This window comes from Actinomadura luteofluorescens, from assembly GCF_013409365.1.
GTDB classification, from domain to species: Bacteria; Actinomycetota; Actinomycetes; order Streptosporangiales; family Streptosporangiaceae; genus Spirillospora; species Spirillospora luteofluorescens.
Map to the genome: position 1 here is coordinate 7,149,323 of NZ_JACCBA010000001.1, position 17,222 is coordinate 7,166,544.

Genomic DNA, 17,222 nt, shown 5'->3' on the forward strand with positions numbered 1-17,222 from the left:
GGCGGGTCACTGCCCGTGCAGGAGCGTCGCCGCGTAGACGCAGAGGAACCACGCCGAGTATCCGCCGATGAGGAAGAACACGGTGCGCGTCTGCAGGGCGTCCACGGCCCGGTCCCGGGTTCCGTCCTCGCCGTGGCTCCGGCGCTCAGGCATGGGTGACCTCCGTGTCGCGGCCGAGGGCGATCAGGGCGAGGTTGCGCAGCGCGAGGGAGCCGGGCCTCAGGTAGCCGCTGTGCGGGCCCGTCCCGGCGTCGAACCGCAGGGCGCCGAAGCCCGGCGAGGCGGGATCGGCGCCGAACCCCAGCCCGGCGAAGCGGACGTTGGGGACGTACCGCACCCAGTCGCCCTTCGCCCGGCCCGCCCAGACCCGCGCGGGGGTGCCGAGGTCGGAGACGTGGCGCAGGGTGGTGCCGGGGCTGCCGAACAGGGCGATCTCGTCCACCGGCAGGGGGGCCAGACGTCTCGCGGCCTTGCCGCAGACCACCGAGCCGTAGCTGTGGCAGAGCAGCGCGAACCGGGCCCGCCCGTTCACGCGGTGCACGCCGGTGAGGAGACGTTCGAGACTCCGCGCGCCGTTCTCCGCGCGTCCGCTCGTCAGGGCGTCGGTGCTCAGCGTCGAGGGGGAGTCGTAGCCGAGCCAGGCGATGACGGCGACCCGCGCGCCGGGCGCGGTGGCGTGGACGTGCCGGTAGAGCGCCCGGCCCCCGCCGCCGACGAACTTGGGCGAGTCGTAGTTGGCCAGCGAATTGTCCGCGCCGGGCACGACCACCGCGATCCGGTCGGCGTGCTTCAGGTCGCCCAGGACCTCCACAGCGCGCCCGCCGCCTCGCGGGTCGAACGACAGGAACCGTCGGCCCGGCCCCAGGAGGGCGGACAGGGCCCGTTTCCGCCCTTTGTCGCCGACGCGCTCCGCGGTGGCCAGGGCGCGCGTGATGTCCCGGGCGGTCGCCTGGTAGCGGGCGTCGAGGGCCGGCGCCGACAGTGCGGGCGCCGGGGCGGGCGGCGCGTACACCTCGGCGTGCCCCGCGGCGGCCGTCGAGCCCGCCGCGGCCAGCACGGAAACGGCGGCGACGGTCCTGCGAACGCTGGGCATCCCGGGCGTCCTTCCTGGTCAGTGGAGCACTGATCAGGAAGGTAGAAATCAGGCCTGTAAGCGCACATCGGTCGGCGGTGCCGTCCTGCGCCGTGCACCCCCGGTATGACGGGATGCGCCCCCGGTATGACGGAGGCGGCCGGCGTCAGTCGCCGGGCCGCACCAGCCCGACCTCGTAGGCGTAGACGATCGCCTGCGGGCGGTCGCGCAGCCCGAGCTTCATCAGGATCCGCCCGAAGTGGGTCTTGACGGTCTGCTCGGCGACGACGAGCCGCCCCGCGATCTCGCCGTTGGACAGGCCGCGCGCCACCAGCGCGAGAACCTCGGTCTCCCGCTCGGTCAGCTCCTCCAGCCGCTTGCGGGACGGTGCGCGCGGGCCCCCGAGCCGGGAGAACTCCGCGATGAGCCGCCGCGTGACCGACGGGGACAGCAGCGCGTCGCCCGCCGCCACCACCCGGACCGCCTCGGCCAGCTCGGTCGCGGACGCGTCCTTCAGCAGGAACCCGCTGGCCCCGGCCCGCAGCGCCTCGTAGACGTAGTCGTCGAGGTCGAACGTCGTCAGCATGAGGACCTTGGGGGCGCCGTCCCCGGCGTCCGCGAGCAGGCGGCGAGTCGCCTCCAGGCCGTCCATCACCGGCATCCGGACGTCCATCAGCACCACGTCGGGGCGCACCTCGGCGACGCGGCGCAGGCCCTCCGCGCCGTCGGCGGCCTCGCCCGCGACCTCGATGTCGGGCTGGGCGTTCAGCAGCACGCCGAAGCCGGTGCGCACCATGCCCTGGTCGTCGACGATCACGACCCGGATCGTCACGTGGCGTCCCGCGCCTTCACCGGCAGCGATGCGGTCACGGCGAATCCTCCCTCGGACGTGGGGCGGGCGGTCAGCTCGCCGCCCAGCGCGGCGGCCCGCTCCCGCATCCCGACCAGCCCGTGGCCGCCGCCCGGAAGCGGCGGGACGGACCCCCGTCCGCCCGCGGGCGGGCCGTTGACGACGCCGAGCCACACTATGCCGTCATCGCAGGACACTTCGACCTCGACGCGGGATCCGGGCGCGTGCCGCATGGCGTTGCTCAGCGCCTCCTGGAGGATCCGGTACGCGGTGAGCCCCACGCCGGGCGGCAGCCCCGCCAGGTCGCCGCCCAGCCGCGTCTCGACGCGCAGGCCGGCTCCGCGCGCGTTGCCGACGAGCTCGTCCAGCCGCTCCAGGCTCGGCTGCGGGGCGGTCTCGGCGCCGTCCTCCGCGCGCAGCACGCCGAGGATGCGGCGCAGCTCCGTCAGCGCGTCCAGCGCGGTCGCCCGGATCTCGGCGAGGTCGCGGCGCGTCTCGTCCGGGACGGTCTCGACCTTGTACGGGGCCGCCTCCGCCTGGATGGCGATCATCGACATGTGGTGCGCGACGACGTCGTGCAGCTCCCGCGCGATCCGCTGCCGCTCGGTCAGCACCGCCTCGGCGTCCTGGTGCCGCTTCTCCTGCTCGGCCAGCTCGCGCCGGGACGTCTGCCGGACGCGGACGGCGTAGCCCACCGCGAGCGGCAGCAGGAGCAGCACCGACGCCCCGGCCCCGGTCCCCGGGTCCTTGATCCACACCCCGGCGAACGAGATGATCGCGACGCCCAGCGTGACGTCGCGCGAGCAGCGCACCGCGACCGTGTACAGGGCCGCGATCGCCGCGAACGAGCCCGCCGGGACGTAGGGGACGGTCAGCCAGCCGCCGACGTCGATCAGCGCCATCGCCAGGAAGCTCAGCCGCCACGCGGCGAGCGGGTGCCGGTCCCGCAGCGCCAGCGGCGCCGTCACCGAGACCGCGACGAGGAACTTCGTCGCGTCGGACAGGTAGATCCCGCGCCGCATCGTCTCGGTGGACAGCAGCGACACCGTCCCGGCGACCAGCCCGGCGGTGAGGGCCAGCCCGACCAGGTTCGCCACCAGCCCGTACGGCAGCCGCCCCACGCCGATGTACCGCGTCCAGCGCAGCAGCAGGGGCCACGGCCGGTTCAGCGGAGCCGGGTCCGCCCTGCCGGTCACGGCGGCGGCGAGCAGCACGTCCCGCAGGACGCCGCGCAGTGTGAGGTTCTCCCCGGCCATGGGAACCAGGCTAGGGAACCCGGGTCTCACTCGGATGACACCGTGGTGGGACGTGCCGGGTCATACCTGGGTACGGTGCCAGACGTGGAGCCCGTCGAAGCGCTGCGCCGCATCGCGTTCCTGCTGGAGCGCGCCCATGAGCCGACCTACCGCGTGCGGGCGTTCCGCACGGCCGCCGACCGCGCGGAGCAGACGGCCCCGGACGAGCTCGCCGGCCGCGCCCGCGACGGGACCCTCACCGCGCTGCCCGGCATCGGCAAGGTCACCGCCCTGGTCATCGAGGAGGCGCTGCGCGGCGAGACCCCCGTCTACCTGCGCCGCCTGGAGGCCACGGAGGGCGAGCCGCTGGACGAGGCCACGGCCGCGCTCCGCTCGGCGCTGAAGGGCGACCTGCACACCCACAGCGACTGGTCGGACGGCGGGTCCCCGATCCTGGAGATGGCCGAGACCGCCCGCTCCCTGGGCCACGAGTACCTCGCCCTCACCGACCACTCGCCGCGCCTGAAGGTCGCGAACGGCCTGTCCGCCGACCGCCTGCGCCGCCAGCTCGACGTCGTCGCCGAGCTCAACGAGTCCCTCGCGCCCTTCCGCATCCTGACCGGCATCGAGGTCGACATCCTGGAGGACGGCGCCCTCGACCAGGAGCCCGACCTCCTCGACAGCCTCGACGTCGTCGTCGCCAGCGTGCACTCCAAGCTCCGCATGGACCGCGTAACCATGACCGGGCGGATGGTCGCCGCGATCGCGAACCCGCGCGTGAACGTCCTCGGCCACTGCACCGGCCGCATCGTGAAGGCCGGTGGCAAGCGCGGCGGCCTGCGGCCGGAGTCGGAGTTCGACGCGGCGCTCGTCTTCGACGCCTGCGCTGCCTACGACGTCGCCGTGGAGATCAACTCCCGCCCGGAGCGCCTCGATCCGCCGAAGCGCCTGCTGCGCCTGGCGGTCGAGGCGGGCTGCCGCTTCTCCGTCGACTCCGACGCCCACGCGCCCGGGCAGCTCGACTGGCAGCCGTTCGGCTGCGAGCGGGCCGCCCGGTGCGGGGTGCCGGCGTCGCAGATCGTCAACACCCTCGGCGCCGACGACCTGCTCACCTGGACACGCTCGAAGCTCTGACGGTCAGCCGCCGAGAGCGTGCACCATGCGCATGATCGTCTCGATCTGCCGTCCGCCCTTCATGTCGTAGGCGGTGTCGCCGCCGTAGCCCCACCAGTTCCAGCAGCCCTGCGGGTTGCCGCCCGCCCAGCCGGACGCGGTGGCCTGCGGATACAGGACGATCATGCCGTTGGTGTCGGCGTACTCGTTGAGGTAGGTCTTCGTCGCGAACGCGTTCCCGACGACGCCGCGCCCCTGCTGGCAGCCGTGCAGCGCCACCATCAGCCTGCACGTCCCCGACTGGCAACTCGCCGGGACGTAGGCGAAGCCCGTCGCGTCCATGCTGATGGACGAGGCGCTCCCGTTCGGCGCGTAGGCGTTCTGGTCGAACTCCATGACCGTGCCGCCGGGTGAGGAGGCGGGCGGAGCCACGGACCCGAACAGGTGCCCCAGCATCGAGCGCTCCGGGTCGTCGCCGCACTTGTTGATGTAGGGGGTGTAGGTGGCCGAGCAGGGGTTGGGGCCGATCGGACTCACCCACGCGTGCCCCGATGGCGAGGTCTTGTTGTAGGAGACGGCGGATCCGAAGTCCCGGTAGAAGGCGGCGAGGTCGTCGTTCACCGACTGCTTCACGGTCGAGTCGTTCGTCCCGTGGTAGATCCACACCGGATGCCCGGACAGGTTGCTCACGGGATCGACCTTTCCCTGCGCCGATCGGTCGCGGGCCGTCCGCTCCAGCTCCGCCGGGTTGTCGTCGTAGAGGTCGTTCATGCACGCGAGCTGCGCGGTCGTCACGCTGCCCCGCGCGCAGTGGTAGGGCCCGGCGGTGAAGATGCCCGCGCCCCGGAACGTCCCGGAGTAGGCGATGTGGAGCTGGTCTGCCATGTAGCCGCCGGACGAGACGCCGCTGACGTACGAGGCGCTGATCGAGTGGCGGGGGAGCGGAGCGGCGGCCGCGGAGGCGGGAGAAGCGCTGACGGTCGTTAAGGCGAGAGCGGCGGCCGCGAGGAAGGGGGTGGGTTTCATGTTGATGTTTCTCCTAGCTGAGGGAGCAGGTGTTCACGGTGTCGCCTGACGTGGGGCGGGGGAGCGTGGTGCTCTTCGGTGGCGTGGTGCCGTGCTGCGTCCAGGACTCGAGGGCCGTGAAGGCGGTGCGCATGCAGGGCAGGAGCGGGCGCAGGCGGTCGGGGAAGGAGTCGTAGAGGCCGTCGACGTGGTTGGCGGCCTCCAGGCGGTAGTAGCGGTAGGGCGCCTTTCCCTTGGCGCGGACGAGTTTCGCGTAGACGTCGGAGTCGGTGCCGATGGGCAGGAGCGAGTCGTAGGTGCCGTGAAGGGTGATCATCGGTTTGCGGATGCGGCCCGTGAGCGCGACGCGTGCGACGGCACGGTGGACGCTCTCCGGACGTGTGGCGTAGGTGTAGCCGGCCTCCTCTCCCGTGTAGGCGGGGTCGAACTCTTCGCGGTAGATGCGCTGGGTGAGCTCCCAATAGACCTGGTCGTGGAATGGCCAGAGGAACTCGGAGCCGGGGGCGAGGCCCGCGTTCAGGAGCGCCTTGTGGGCTGACGGGTCGCCGGTGGCCGCGTAGGACGGGTAGGCGCGCAGGACCTGCGGCAGGTAGGTGAACAGGTTCGGGCCGTCGGCGCGCCAGAGCGTGCCTTCGGCGTCGATGCCGCCGTCGTACAGCTCCGGGCGGTTCTCCAGCTGCCAGCGGACGAGGTAGCCGCCGTTGGAGATGCCCGCCGCGTACGTACGGCGCGGGGTGCGGCCGTACCGTTTCGCGACGACCTTCTTGGCGGCCCGGGTGAGCTGCGTGACCCGGTCGTTCCATTCGGCGACGGCGTCGCCGGGGCGGCGGCCGTCCTTGTAGAACTCGGTGCCGCTGTTGCCCTTGTCCGTCGCGGCGTAGGCGTAGCCCTTGGCGAGCGCCCAGTCGGAGATGGTGAAGTCGTTGGCGTACTGCCGCCTGTTGCCGGGCGGGCCGGCGACGACGAGTCCGCCGTTCCAGCGCTCGGGCAGGCGGATGACGAACTGGGCGTCGTGGTTCCAGCCGTGGTTCGTGTTGAACGTGGAGGTGTCGGGGAAGTAGCCGTCCAGCTGGATGCCCGGGACGCCGGACGGGTTGCGCGTCCCGGCGGCGTGGAGCCCGGCCCAGTCGGCCGGGACGGTGTGGCCCGACCCGACCGTTCCCGCGGTCGTGAGGTCGTCGAGACAGGCGGCCACCTGCTTCTCCGCCCCCGGCACCGCGAGCCCGGACGCGCAGCCGGGGCTCTGCCGCGCGTCGGCCTGCGCGGCCAGGGGCACGGCGAGGGCCGCGGTGAGGGCGCCGGCCACGGTGCCGGCGGTAAGGGCGGGGCGGAGGTTGGGCATTCCGGCTCCTCGGGACGGACGTCAGATGCCCGCCATGGTGAGCGCCGGTTGTGACCGCTGCCACGTGGCCCGCACACACATCGGATCGACCGGTCATGTGCCCGTGGTCGTGACCTGCGCGTGATGTGGCTCACACCCGTATCCGGCCGTCCGAATGTGGGTCCCGGTCACATGGTCCGGTCCGCGGGTGCCACCTAGCGTTCCCGGTCACGGCGGCCCGAGTGCGATTCGGGCCGTCCACGACGAGCGCGAGGAGGGCGCATGGGCGACCCGGACCGAAAGGCCCCGGTGCTGGCGGCGCGCGGCCTGGTCAGGGAGTTCCGCGGCTTCAGGGCCGTGGACGGGGTGGACCTCGACGTCGCCGAGGGGTCCGTCCACGCGCTGGTCGGGCCGAACGGCGCCGACAAGACCACGCTGTTCAACCTGCTCACCGGCTTCCTGAAGCCGACGGCGGGCAGCGTCCGGCTCGGCGCGCACGAGCTGGCCGGGCGGCGCCCCGAGCTGATCGCCAAACTGGGCCTCGCCAGGTCGTTCCAGATCACGAGCCTGTTCGCCGAGCTCACCCCGCGCCAGCACGTGGAGCTGGCGCTCGCCGGGCGCACGGGTCTCGGCTGGCGGTTCTGGCGCTCGGACAAAGCGCTCGGCCGCCACTCCGAGCGCGCCGCGGACCTGCTCGGGCAGGTCGGGCTGGACGGTCACGCGGAGGTCCCGGCCGGGGCGCTGGCCTACGGCCGCAAGCGCGCCCTCGAACTGGCGCTGGCGCTCGCGCTGGACCCGAAGGTGCTGCTCCTGGACGAGCCGACCGCCGGCATGGGCGTCGAGGACGTCGGCCGCACCGTCGACCTCATCAAGAAGGTGCGCGACGGGCGGACCGTGGTGATGGTCGAGCACAACATGAGCGTCGTCTCCAGCCTCGCCGACCGGGTCACCGTCCTGCAGCACGGCCGCGTCCTCGTCGAGGGCCCCTACGCCGAGATCCGCCACGACCCCCGCGTCGTCACCGCCTACCTCGGAGACTCAAGTGCTGCGCATTGACGGACTGTCCGCCTGGTACGGCGAGGCCCAGGCCCTGCGCGAGGTGTCGCTGCACGTCGACGAGGGCGAGATCGTCACCCTCGTCGGGCGCAACGGCGCCGGGAAGACCACCCTCCTGCGGTCCCTGATGGGCCTGCACCGGGGGGCGTCCGGCACGATCCGGTTCCTGGACGAGGACATCTCCTCGCTCAGCCCGCACAAGCGCGCCCGGCGCGGCCTCGGCTACGTCCCCGACGACCGCGGCGTCTTCGCGACGCTGTCGGTGGAGGAGAACCTCACCCTGCCGCCCGTGACGGGCCCCGACCCCTGGTCGCTGGAGCGGGTGTACGAGACGTTCCCGCGCCTGCGGGAGCGGCGCCGGTTCCCCGGGACGAAGCTGTCGGGCGGAGAGCAGCAGATGCTCGCGCTCGCCCGGGTGCTGCGGACCGGCGCCCGCCTGCTGCTGTGCGACGAGCCCACCGAGGGCCTGTCGCCGCTGATCGTCCAGCAGATCGGCGAGATCCTCCGCGAGGTCAAGGCGGCCGGGGTGACCGTCCTGCTCATCGAGCAGAACGTGCACTTCGCCGCGACCGTCGCCGACCGCCACCACCTGCTCGCCGAGGGCCGGATCGTCGAGTCCATGGACAACGACGAGGTCCGCGCCCGCGAGAGCGAACTCCTCCAGTACCTCGGAATATAGGGAGACCCCGATGAGAGTTCTCGGACGCTCGGCCGCGCTCGCGACCGCCGGAGCGCTGCTGGCCGGCTGCGCGGGCGGACCCGGCGGGGGCGGGGGCAAGATCAGCGACGACAGGCTCGTGCTGGCGGTGCTGACCGACCAGTCCGGCGTCTACGCCGACCTGTCGGGCAAGAACGCCGTCGAGGCCGTGAAGATGGCCGTCGCCGACTTCAAGGCCAAGTACGGCGGGAAGGCCGTGACCGACAAGATCGAGGTCATTTCCGCCGACCACCAGAACAAGCCCGAGGTCGCCAATTCCAAGGCCCAGGAGCTCTACGACCGCAAGAAGGCCGACCTGATCCTGGACGTGCCCACCTCGTCCGCCGCGCTCGCCGTCGCCACCGTCGCCAAGAACAAGAAGAAGCTGTTCATCGACGTCGGCGCCGCGACGACCGAGCTGGAAGGCAAGCAGTGCAACAAGTACACCTTCCACTACGGCTACAACAGCTACATGCTCGCCCACGGGACGGGCACCGGCGTCACCAAGGACGGCGGTAAGAACTGGTACATCGTCTACCCGGACTACGCGTTCGGGCAGGACATGCAGAAGACGTTCACGACGGCCATCAAGGGCGCCGGGGGCAGCGTCGTGAAGAGCGACCCGACGCCGTTCCCGAACGACAACTTCTCCACGTTCCTGCTGAAGGCGCCGGGCCTCAAGCCCAAGCCGCAGGTGCTCGGCGCCATGCAGGCGGGCGGCGACCTCGTCAACCTGGTCAAGCAGTACAACGAGTACAAGCTGCGCGACAAGGGCGTGAAGCTCGCCGCGGGCCTGATGTTCATCACCGACATCCACTCGCTCGGCTCCGACGCCCTCGCCGGGACGCGCTTCACCGACTTCTGGTACTGGAACGGCAACCCGGGCAACCGCGCCTGGGCCGACAAGTTCAAGGCCAAGACCGGAGCCCGCCCGACGGCCGTCCAAGCGGCCGACTACTCGGCGGCGCTCCAGTACCTGGAGGCCGTGCAGCGCGGCGGCACCGACAAGTCCGACGGCGTGGTGAAGCAGCTCGAAGGCGCCAAGGTCAACGACGCGTTCACCTCCACCGGCACGATCCGCGCCGAGGACCACCTGCTCACCCACGACGCCTACGTCGCGGAGGTCAAGCCGAAGAGCGAGGTCAAGGAGCCCTGGGACTACGAGAAGATCGTCAGCACGATCCCGGCGGCGGAGGCGTTCCAGCAGCCCGACCCGTCCTGCTCCCTCTAGGCGGGCCGCGACGTGCTGCAACAGGCGTTCAACGGGCTGGTGGGCGGGGCGTTCTACGCCCTGCTCGCCCTCGGCCTGGCCGTCATCTTCGGGATGCTGGGCGTGGTCAACTTCGCGCACGGCGCGTTCTACATGCTCGGCGCCTTCGGCTCCTTCGTGCTGCTCGACTCCTTCGGCGTGAACTTCTGGCTCGCGCTGCTGATCGTGCCCGTCGTCCTCGGGATCGCGGGCGTGCTGCTGGAGCGGCTGTTCGTCCACCGGCTCGCGCCGCTGGACCCGCTCTACAACTTCCTGTTCACCTTCGGCCTCGCGCTGATCCTCCAGGACCTGGTGAAGCGCGGGTACGGGGTGCAGTCGCAGCCCTACCCGCGCCCGTCCGCGCTGGACGGGTCGATCGACCTCGGCCTGTTCACCTACCCCACGTACCAGGTGTTCGTGCTGGCGGTGTCGGTGCTGGTGTGCGGCGCCGTGTGGGTGGTGCTCACCCGCACCCGCGTCGGCATGATCGTCCGGGCGGCGACCGAGCGGCCCGAGCTGTCGCGGGCCCTCGGCATCGACGTCGCCCGCTGGGTGACGCCGGTGTTCGGGTTCGGCATCGCGCTCGCCGGGTTCGCCGGCGTGCTCGCCGCGCCGATGCGGGCGGTCAACCCGCTGATGGGCTCCGACCTGATCATCACGGTGTTCGCGGTGGTCGTGATCGGCGGCCTCGGGTCGGTGTTCGGCTCGGTCGCCGCCGGGTTCGCGGTCGGGCTCGTGTCGGCCCTCGGCAACTATTACGTCCCGTCGCTGTCGCAGACGCTGGTGTTCATCCTGATGGCCGCCGTGCTGCTGTGGCGCCCCGCCGGCCTGTTCGGACGCGAGGAGGCCCTGTGACCGCCGGAGATCCTGTGACCGCCGAGGAGATCTCGTGATCCTCTCCAAGCTGGCCGGACGGCCGGTCCTGCTGGCCGCGGGGCTCGTGGCGGCGCTCGTCCTGCCCTGGTTCGTCTACCCGCCGGTCGCCCTGGACATCGTCTGCTGGGCGCTGTTCGCGGCCGCCGTCGACCTGCTGCTCGGCTTCACCGGGCTCCTGTCGTTCGGGCACGCGGCCTTCTGGGGCGGCTCGGCGTACGCCACCGGCCTGATCGCGCTGCACTCCGGGCTGCCGTTCCCCGTGGCCGTGCTGGGCGGCGCCGCCTTCGCCGCGGCCCTCGCCGTCCCGATCGGCTTCCTGTCGGTCCGGCTGCGCGGCATCTACTTCGCGATGGTCACGCTGGCCTTCGCGCAGATGGTGTACTTCATCGCCAACCAGTGGCGGGACGCGACCGGCGGGGAGAACGGCCTCCAGGGCATCCCCAGGGAGCTGTTCGGGCTGGACCTGTCCGACCCGTTCTTCTTCTACTACGCCGCGCTGCCGTTCATCCTGGGCGGGCTGTTCGCCGCCTGGCGCATCGTCCGGTCCCCCTTCGGCAGGGTCCTGATGTCCATCCGCGACAACCCGAACCGGGCGCGGGCGCTCGGTTACGGCATCGACCGCTACAAGCTGCTGGCCTTCGTCCTGTCGGCGGCCCTGTCAGGCCTCGCGGGCGGGCTGTTCACCGTCGGGCACGGCTTCGCGTCCCTCCAGGGCGTGTACTGGACGACCTCGGGGCAGGCCGTGATGATGGTCGTCCTCGGCGGCATCGGCACCCTGTGGGGCGGGGCCATCGGCGCCGCGCTGATCGTGGAGCTGAACGACTACCTGGCCACCGCCGGGTTCGAGGAGACCGGGATCATCACCGGCGCGATCTTCATCGTGGTCGTGCTGCTGTTCCGCCGCGGCGTCTGGGGCACCGCCCGCGACCTCGTCGCGGCCCGCGCGTCCCGCGCCCGTCCCGCCCCGGACAACGAGGGCACCAAGGTCGAAGCCTCGGTGTGACACCGGACCGAACGCGGCGCGCCGTCCCCCCGGAGGCGCGCCGCGTTCCGGCGTGCTCAGCGGGAGAGGCGGTGCAGGCGCAGGGCGAGCTGGAGTTCGAGGGCCCGCTCGGGCGCCTGCCAGTCGTCGCCGAGGAGGCGGGCGATGCGGTCCAGGCGCTGGCTCACGGTGTTGACGTGGATGTGCAGGCGCTCGGCCGTCCGCGACAGGCTGCCGCCCGTCCCGAAGTAGGCCTCCAGGGTCTGGACGAGGGCCGTGCCCCGCCGCTCGTCGTAGTCGAGGACGGGGCCGAGCGCGCTCCCGAGGAAGCCCGCGACGTCGCGGTCGTCCCCGATGAGCAGGCCGACGAAGCCGAGCTCGGACGCGCCGGCGCCGTCGCCGCGGCGCCCGAGGGCCAGCAGCGCGTCGGCGCAGCGCTGCGCCTCCCGGTGCGCGGAGGCGACCTCGCCCGGGCCGCGCACGGGGCCGGCCGCGCCGACCGTCGCGGGCCCGCCGAGGGAGGCGCCGAGCTCCTTGGCGACCCGGCGCGCCGCGTCGCCCGGCCGGTCGCCGGGCAGCAGCAGGACGATCTCCTCCGCCCGCGAGGCGGCCAGGCCGTGCTCCACCGCCGCGAACGACGAGGCCCAGAAGGCCGCGCGGGGCCGGTGCTCGCGGGAGTCGTACTTGGCGCACAGCACCACGTGCGGGGCGCCCAGATCGACCCCGACGCGCCGCGCCCGCGAGGTCAGCGCCTCGGCGCCCGCCCGGCGGCCGGTCAGCAGGTCGTCCAGCAGCTCGCCGCGCACCCGGCCCTCGGCCTCGGTGGCGCTGCGCTGGAACAGCAGCAGCAGCGCGGTGACGAGCGCCGCGCGCTCCAGGATCCGCTGGTCGGCGTCGTCCACCTCGTCGGCGGTGCGCAGCACCAGCGTGCCGAGCATCTCGTCACCGGTGGACACCGAGGCGATCCACAGGTCGCCGCGCCTGACCGTCCGGCCCTGCGCGCGGGCGGAGTGCGCCGAGGCCGAGACCCCGCCCAGCTCGTCGTCGCCGAGGGGCTCCGCCGCGGCGCCGGTCGTCGCGAGCCGGCGGCCGTCGGCGTCCAGGACGTGCAGGGTGCCGCCCAGCAGCTCGGTCACCACCGCGCCGACGTCCTCCACGCCGCCGCCCCGGACCACCACGGCGGTCATCCGGTCGTGCGCGCGCGCCGCCCGCTCCACGGCCGCGCTGCGCGCCTTGACCTCCTCGTTGGCGGCGCTCAGCTCGGTCAGGGCGGTCCGGGTCTCCTCCAGGAGGCGGGCGTTGTCGATGGCGATCGCGGCGTGCGCGGCGAGCGAGCCGAGCAGCGCCACCTCCTCCTGGTCGAACGGGCGCTCGCTGCGGTTCGCCGCCGTCAGCACCCCGATGACCCGGCTGCCCAGCCGCATCGGCACGCCGAGGATGGCGACCAGGCCCTCCTCGGCGACCGCGTCGTCGATGAACCCGCGGTGCTGGAACTGCGCGTCCCCCAGGTAGTGGTCGCTGTTGTAGGGCATCGCGGTCTGCGCCACCAGGCCGACCAGGCCGGTGCCCATCGGCAGCCTCAGCTGCCGGAACGCCGCCGACACCGACCCGTCGGTCACCCGCATGTAGGTGTCGCCGCGCGCGTCGTCGTTCAGCGTCAGGTAGGCGATGTCGGCGTTCAGCAGCCGCCGGGCGCGCCGGGTGATCGCCTCCAGCACCGCGTCGAGGCCGCGCAGCCCGGCGAGGTCGCCCGCGGTGTCGAACAGCGCCGCCAGCTCGTTCTCGCGCCGGGCGTGCCGCCGCATGATCGTCCGGACCCGCAGCGCGGCGAGCTTCACCGCCTCCAGTTCCTCCAGGACGGCCGGGGACGCGCCCTCGGCCCGCGCCTGGACGAGGGGACCCTCGAACTCGACGGGAGAGGCCTCCCGGGCCAGCAGTTCGAGGAAGACGCCGCAGGTCATACGGGTCATTCTTAGTGCGCCGTCCAGCCGCCGTCGAGTGCCAGGGAGGCGCCGGTCACCATCGAGGCGGGCGGCGAGCACAGGTAGGCGACGAGTTCGGCCACCTCGTCCGGCTCGATCAGGCGCTTCACGGCGGCGTGGTCGAGCATGATCCGCTCGACGACCTCGTCCTCGTGCAGGCCGTGCGTGCGCGCCTGGTCGGCGATCTGGTTCTCCACCAGCGGGGTCCGCACGTAGGCGGGGTTGACGCAGTTGGACGTCACGCCGTGCGGAGCGCCCTCCAGCGCGATCACCTTGGAGAGCCCTTCGAGGCCGTGCTTGGCCGTCACGTAGGCCGACTTGTACGGCGAGGCCCGCAGCCCGTGCACGGACGAGATGTTGACGATGCGGCCCCAGCCGCGCTCGTACATGCCGGGCAGCGCGTCCCGCGCCAGCCGGAACGGCGCCTCCACCATCAGCCGCAGGATCCGCGCGAACGTCTCCGGCGGGAAGTCCTGGACGGGCGCCACGTACTGGATCCCGGCGTTGTTGACGAGGATGTCGGTGCCGGAGGCCAGCCCGTCGAGCGCGTCCACGTCGGCCAGGTCGGCGAGCAGGGGGACGCCGCCGATCTCGGCCGCGGTCCGCTCCGCCGCGTCCCCGTCCATGTCGGCCACCACCACCTCGGCGCCCGCCGCCGCGAGCCGCCGGGCGCAGGCGCGGCCTATGCCGCTCGCGCCACCGGTGACCAGGGCGCGCCGGCCCGCCAGATCCAGCGTCCCCGAAGTCCCCGCGGCCGCCCGCGGTGTCACGCTCGTCATGCGCAGAACCTACGGAGCACGGCCCCGCCCTCCCATGTGGGCCGCGCACACAATCCACCACCGGACGGTATGGGCTTGCGGCGATCTCCCTCCCACGGCCCGGGCGCTCACCGGTGCGGCTACCGTTGGCCCGCACTGGCCGCCCACACCGCGAGGGGTATGGATGCACGAGATCAGGCACCGCTTCGTCCGGTCGGACAGCGGGCTGCGCATGCACGTCGCGGAGGCGGGCGAGGGGCCACTCGTGCTCCTCCTGCACGGCTTCCCCGAATGCTGGTACTCCTGGCGCCACCAGCTCGTCGCGCTCGCCGAGGCCGGATTCCACGCCGTGGCGCCCGACCAGCGCGGCTACGCCCGCACGGGCGGCCCGGCGGACCCCGGCCAGTACTCGATCCTGCACCTGGCCGGTGACGCGGTCGGTCTCATCGGCCCGCTCGGCGCGGACCGCGCCGTCGTCGTCGGCCACGACTGGGGCGCCCCCGTCGCCTGGGCCGTCGCGCAGATGCGCCCCGACAAGGTCCGCGGCGTGGTCGGCATGTCGGTGCCGCACCGCCCGCGGAGCAGCAGGCCGCCCGTCGAGTCCATGCGCCGCCTGTTCGGCGACGGCTTCTACATGGTGCACTTCCAGCAGCCCGACGTCCCGGAGGCCGAACTCGACCGCGACCGGGCGGCCACGTTCCGCCGGATGCTGTACGGGGTGTCCGGCGACGGCCCCTGCCCGCCGCTGATCGCCCCGGAGGGCGGCGGCTTCCTCGACGGCCTCCCGGACCCGGAGAAGCTGCCCGGCTGGCTGACCGGCGAGGACATCGCCGCCTACGTCGAGGAGTACGCCGGAAGCGGCTTCACCGGCCCCGTCAACTGGTACCGCAACCTCGACCGCAACTGGGAGCTCACCGCCGCCTGGCACCGCGCCCCCATCGGCCCGCCCGCCCTCTACATCGCGGGCGACCGCGACCTCGTCGCCATCGGCGCCCGCGACGCGATCGACACCATGCGCGACTTCGTGCCGAACCTGCGCGAGACCGTCTGGCTGTCCGGATGCGGCCACTGGACGCAGCAGGAACGCCCCGCCGAGGTCAACGAGGCTGTGCTCGGCTTCCTACGCGCCCTCTGACCGCCGGCCCCTCGGAATGCCGGCCCCTCGGACTGTCGGACCCGCCGCGTACGGTCGGCGCGTGAACCGCACGGACCGCTTGTACGCCCTGGTGGAGGAGCTACGCGCCCGCGCGCCGCGCCGGGTCAGAGCGCGGGAGCTCGCCGCACGCTACGAGGTGAGCGTCCGCACGATCGAGCGCGACATCGGCGCCCTCCAGCAGGCCGGTGTGCCGATCTTCGCGGACGTGGGCCGCGGCGGCGGCTACACGCTCGACAAGAGCCGCACGCTGCCGCCGCTGAACTTCACCCCCGCCGAGGCCGTCGCCCTCGCGATCACCCTGTCCCGGGCCGGCGGCTCGCCCTACTCCCGGGCCGCCCGCACCGCCCTCCACAAGATCGTCGCCGCGATGTCGGCCGCCGACAGCGCCTCGGCCCGCGAGCTGGCCCAGCGGGTCCGCTTTCTGACCCCCGCCGAGAAGGACGACCCGGCCTCCGTGCCGGCGGTGCTGGAGGAGGCGATCCGCACCCGCCGGGTGGTCCGCCTCACCTACGTCGACCGGACGGGCACCGAAACCGAACGCGACGTCGAGCCCGTCACGTTCACCGCGACCAGCAACGGCTGGTACCTGACCGCGTGGTGCCGCATGCGAGGCGGGAGCCGTATTTTCCGCACCGACCGCGTCCGCCGCGCCGCCCTCCTGGAAGAGACCGCCCCCGAGCGTCCCGTCGAGGCCATGCACGACGACATCCCGTCCGACTACACCGTCCGGCCCCTGGAATTCATCTAGCGCCCTACGGCGGCAGGCCCGCACGACGGGAGACGTGCGGGCCTGCGGTCACGGTCAGCCGGTGTAGTTCGGCAACTTGGGGATGGGCTTGCCGGGCGGCTGGGGCATCGGCGCCCCGCTGGGCTCCGTCCCGTGGCCGGGGGGACGGGTCGGGCTCGGCTCGCCGCCGTGGGTGGTCGGGGTGGGGGTGGCCGCCGGGGCGGTCGGCTTGGGCGTGGCGGTGGTGGCCTCGGCGGCGGCCACACCGGTGCCGGCCAGGCCGACGCCCAGCGCGACGGCCGCGATGAGAGACTTCAGGCGCATCCATGTTCCTTTCGGCGTTGTTTCATTTCTTGACGACGACGGGCGTGCCGATCGCCAGGTTCTTGGCCATCCAGGTGATGTCTTCATTGCCGACCCGCACGCAGCCGTGGCTGACCTTGCGGCCCAGCGCCGACGCCCTGTTCGTGCCGTGCACGGCGAGCTGCCCGGGGCCGCCGGCGAAGGTCTTCAGCGTCGGAGAGAAACCGCTCAGCCCGAAGGCGTACGCGCCGTAGTCCCCGTCGGGGTTCGGCGGCCGGACCAGTTCGGTGAAGTAGAAGCGGCCGGGCGGGGTGGGGGTGCCGCCCTCGCCGGTGGCGACCTTGCCGGTGCGCAGCACCGTGTCGCCGTCGAAGACGGTGAACGTGAACGCCCTCGGGTCGATCTCCATGCGGTGGGCCGTCGACGACAGCGTGACGTCGGACGCCTTGACCCACCCGGTGCTGCCGTTCGGCCGGATCGGCAGCAGCACCCTGAGCCAGCCGCCGTCCTCGGCGTCGACGAGGAAGACCCGGGTGGCGCCCATCTCGTTGGGGCTGGACAGCGTCTTCCAGACCGCCCCGTCGCCCTTCCGCCTGTGCACGGCGATCGCTCGGCCGCGCACGGTCGCTATCTCCGCACCGCCCTGCCGCTGCCGTTCCGGCTGCTGTGGTCCGGCGGCCGCCGGCCGGTCCGCGTCGGGCGGGCCGCCCCCTGATCTTCCGTCGCCCGGCGAGCCGCAGCCGGCCGACCCGGCGATCAGGCCGGCGGCGAGCAGGACGCCGGTGTGGATCTTGACTTGGCGCATGCCGCGAGATGCTG

Annotated in this window: 18 protein-coding genes; 8 read left to right on the plus strand and 10 right to left on the minus strand. The window is 72.9% G+C overall.

Going from position 1 to position 17,222, the window contains the following annotated elements:
- Positions 1-6: 6 nt before the first annotated feature.
- The 4 genes from BJY14_RS33170 to BJY14_RS33185 all read right to left on the minus strand — a co-directional run bounded on the left by BJY14_RS33170 (position 7) and on the right by BJY14_RS33185 (position 3,178).
- The gene (locus BJY14_RS33170) at positions 7-153 is read right to left on the minus strand and encodes a hypothetical protein (protein WP_179847211.1); all 147 of its coding nucleotides are present in this window, start codon (positions 151-153) and stop codon (positions 7-9) included.
- Positions 146-1,093, minus strand: coding sequence for an alpha/beta hydrolase (locus BJY14_RS33175; RefSeq protein WP_179847212.1), 948 nt, complete (start codon positions 1,091-1,093; stop codon positions 146-148). The genes BJY14_RS33170 and BJY14_RS33175 overlap by 8 nt, the downstream gene beginning before the upstream one ends.
- Before the next feature lie 145 nt (positions 1,094-1,238).
- Positions 1,239-1,904 (minus strand): response regulator transcription factor, encoded by a 666-nt coding sequence (locus tag BJY14_RS33180; RefSeq protein WP_179847213.1) that lies wholly within the window; start codon positions 1,902-1,904, stop codon positions 1,239-1,241.
- The gene (locus tag BJY14_RS33185; protein WP_179847214.1) at positions 1,901-3,178 is read right to left on the minus strand and encodes a sensor histidine kinase; all 1,278 of its coding nucleotides are present in this window, start codon (positions 3,176-3,178) and stop codon (positions 1,901-1,903) included. Before BJY14_RS33185 ends, BJY14_RS33180 begins: the two co-directional genes overlap by 4 nt.
- Before the next feature lie 84 nt (positions 3,179-3,262).
- On the opposite strand from BJY14_RS33185, the gene BJY14_RS33190 reads away from it, so the two are divergent.
- Positions 3,263-4,291, plus strand: a complete 1,029-nt coding sequence (locus BJY14_RS33190; RefSeq protein WP_179847215.1) for a PHP domain-containing protein — start codon at positions 3,263-3,265, stop codon at positions 4,289-4,291.
- Between the two features lie 3 nt (positions 4,292-4,294).
- Here BJY14_RS33190 and BJY14_RS33195 read toward each other — a convergent pair whose 3' ends face one another.
- Positions 4,295-5,296, minus strand: coding sequence for an extracellular catalytic domain type 2 short-chain-length polyhydroxyalkanoate depolymerase (locus tag BJY14_RS33195; RefSeq protein WP_179847216.1), 1,002 nt, complete (start codon positions 5,294-5,296; stop codon positions 4,295-4,297).
- Positions 5,297-5,309: 13 nt separating this feature from the next.
- Complete coding sequence (locus BJY14_RS33200; protein WP_179847217.1) at positions 5,310-6,638, minus strand: alpha/beta hydrolase family protein; 1,329 nt, start codon at positions 6,636-6,638, stop codon at positions 5,310-5,312.
- 261 nt (positions 6,639-6,899) lie between these two features.
- On the opposite strand from BJY14_RS33200, the gene BJY14_RS33205 reads away from it, so the two are divergent.
- From BJY14_RS33205 to BJY14_RS33225, 5 genes are read left to right on the plus strand one after another with little or no spacing between them, the layout of a single operon-like run.
- A complete protein-coding gene (locus BJY14_RS33205; protein ID WP_179847218.1) occupies positions 6,900-7,673 on the plus strand; it encodes an ABC transporter ATP-binding protein in 774 nt (257 codons plus the stop codon).
- Positions 7,660-8,352: an ABC transporter ATP-binding protein gene (locus tag BJY14_RS33210; RefSeq protein ID WP_179847219.1), complete on the plus strand. Its 693-nt coding sequence runs from the start codon at positions 7,660-7,662 to the stop codon at positions 8,350-8,352. Before BJY14_RS33205 ends, BJY14_RS33210 begins: the two co-directional genes overlap by 14 nt.
- Before the next feature lie 10 nt (positions 8,353-8,362).
- Positions 8,363-9,601, plus strand: coding sequence for an ABC transporter substrate-binding protein (locus tag BJY14_RS33215; protein WP_179847220.1), 1,239 nt, complete (start codon positions 8,363-8,365; stop codon positions 9,599-9,601).
- 12 nt (positions 9,602-9,613) lie between these two features.
- Positions 9,614-10,474: a branched-chain amino acid ABC transporter permease gene (locus BJY14_RS33220; protein ID WP_179847221.1), complete on the plus strand. Its 861-nt coding sequence runs from the start codon at positions 9,614-9,616 to the stop codon at positions 10,472-10,474.
- Between the two features lie 34 nt (positions 10,475-10,508).
- Positions 10,509-11,498, plus strand: coding sequence for a branched-chain amino acid ABC transporter permease (locus tag BJY14_RS33225; RefSeq protein WP_179847222.1), 990 nt, complete (start codon positions 10,509-10,511; stop codon positions 11,496-11,498).
- Between the two features lie 56 nt (positions 11,499-11,554).
- On the opposite strand, the gene BJY14_RS33230 is transcribed toward BJY14_RS33225, so the two are convergent.
- Both BJY14_RS33230 and BJY14_RS33235 read right to left on the minus strand, forming a co-directional pair.
- Positions 11,555-13,438 (minus strand): helix-turn-helix domain-containing protein, encoded by a 1,884-nt coding sequence (locus tag BJY14_RS33230; protein ID WP_246396198.1) that lies wholly within the window; start codon positions 13,436-13,438, stop codon positions 11,555-11,557.
- A gap of 11 nt (positions 13,439-13,449) precedes the next feature.
- Positions 13,450-14,238, minus strand: a complete 789-nt coding sequence (locus BJY14_RS33235; protein ID WP_179847224.1) for a 3-hydroxybutyrate dehydrogenase — start codon at positions 14,236-14,238, stop codon at positions 13,450-13,452.
- Positions 14,239-14,401: 163 nt separating this feature from the next.
- Between BJY14_RS33235 and BJY14_RS33240 the strand changes: the two genes are divergently transcribed.
- Entirely contained in the window at positions 14,402-15,352 is a 951-nt protein-coding gene (locus BJY14_RS33240; protein WP_179847225.1) for an alpha/beta fold hydrolase, read from the plus strand.
- A 61-nt stretch (positions 15,353-15,413) separates the two neighbouring features.
- A complete protein-coding gene (locus BJY14_RS33245; RefSeq protein WP_179847226.1) occupies positions 15,414-16,121 on the plus strand; it encodes a helix-turn-helix transcriptional regulator in 708 nt (235 codons plus the stop codon).
- A 54-nt stretch (positions 16,122-16,175) separates the two neighbouring features.
- Here BJY14_RS33245 and BJY14_RS33250 read toward each other — a convergent pair whose 3' ends face one another.
- The gene (locus tag BJY14_RS33250; protein ID WP_179847227.1) at positions 16,176-16,424 is read right to left on the minus strand and encodes a hypothetical protein; all 249 of its coding nucleotides are present in this window, start codon (positions 16,422-16,424) and stop codon (positions 16,176-16,178) included.
- 22 nt (positions 16,425-16,446) lie between these two features.
- Positions 16,447-17,208 (minus strand): L,D-transpeptidase, encoded by a 762-nt coding sequence (locus tag BJY14_RS33255; protein WP_179847228.1) that lies wholly within the window; start codon positions 17,206-17,208, stop codon positions 16,447-16,449.
- Between the last annotated feature and the right edge of the window lie 14 nt (positions 17,209-17,222).

Excerpts from the sequence above, each read along its gene's own strand:
- BJY14_RS33170 (WP_179847211.1), bottom strand. The coding sequence starts at position 153 with ATGCCTGAGCGCCGGAGCCACGGCGAGGACGGAACCCGGGACCGGGCC.
- BJY14_RS33175 (WP_179847212.1), bottom strand. The coding sequence starts at position 1,093 with ATGCCCAGCGTTCGCAGGACCGTCGCCGCCGTTTCCGTGCTGGCCGCG.
- BJY14_RS33185 (WP_179847214.1), bottom strand. The coding sequence starts at position 3,178 with ATGGCCGGGGAGAACCTCACACTGCGCGGCGTCCTGCGGGACGTGCTG.
- BJY14_RS33195 (WP_179847216.1), bottom strand. The coding sequence starts at position 5,296 with ATGAAACCCACCCCCTTCCTCGCGGCCGCCGCTCTCGCCTTAACGACC.
- BJY14_RS33200 (WP_179847217.1), bottom strand. The coding sequence starts at position 6,638 with ATGCCCAACCTCCGCCCCGCCCTTACCGCCGGCACCGTGGCCGGCGCC.
- BJY14_RS33205 (WP_179847218.1), top strand. The coding sequence starts at position 6,900 with ATGGGCGACCCGGACCGAAAGGCCCCGGTGCTGGCGGCGCGCGGCCTG.
- BJY14_RS33215 (WP_179847220.1), top strand. The coding sequence starts at position 8,363 with ATGAGAGTTCTCGGACGCTCGGCCGCGCTCGCGACCGCCGGAGCGCTG.
- BJY14_RS33230 (WP_246396198.1), bottom strand. The coding sequence starts at position 13,438 with ATGACCTGCGGCGTCTTCCTCGAACTGCTGGCCCGGGAGGCCTCTCCC.
- BJY14_RS33235 (WP_179847224.1), bottom strand. The coding sequence starts at position 14,238 with ATGACGAGCGTGACACCGCGGGCGGCCGCGGGGACTTCGGGGACGCTG.
- BJY14_RS33240 (WP_179847225.1), top strand. The coding sequence starts at position 14,402 with ATGCACGAGATCAGGCACCGCTTCGTCCGGTCGGACAGCGGGCTGCGC.
- BJY14_RS33250 (WP_179847227.1), bottom strand. The coding sequence starts at position 16,424 with ATGCGCCTGAAGTCTCTCATCGCGGCCGTCGCGCTGGGCGTCGGCCTG.
- BJY14_RS33255 (WP_179847228.1), bottom strand. The coding sequence starts at position 17,208 with ATGCGCCAAGTCAAGATCCACACCGGCGTCCTGCTCGCCGCCGGCCTG.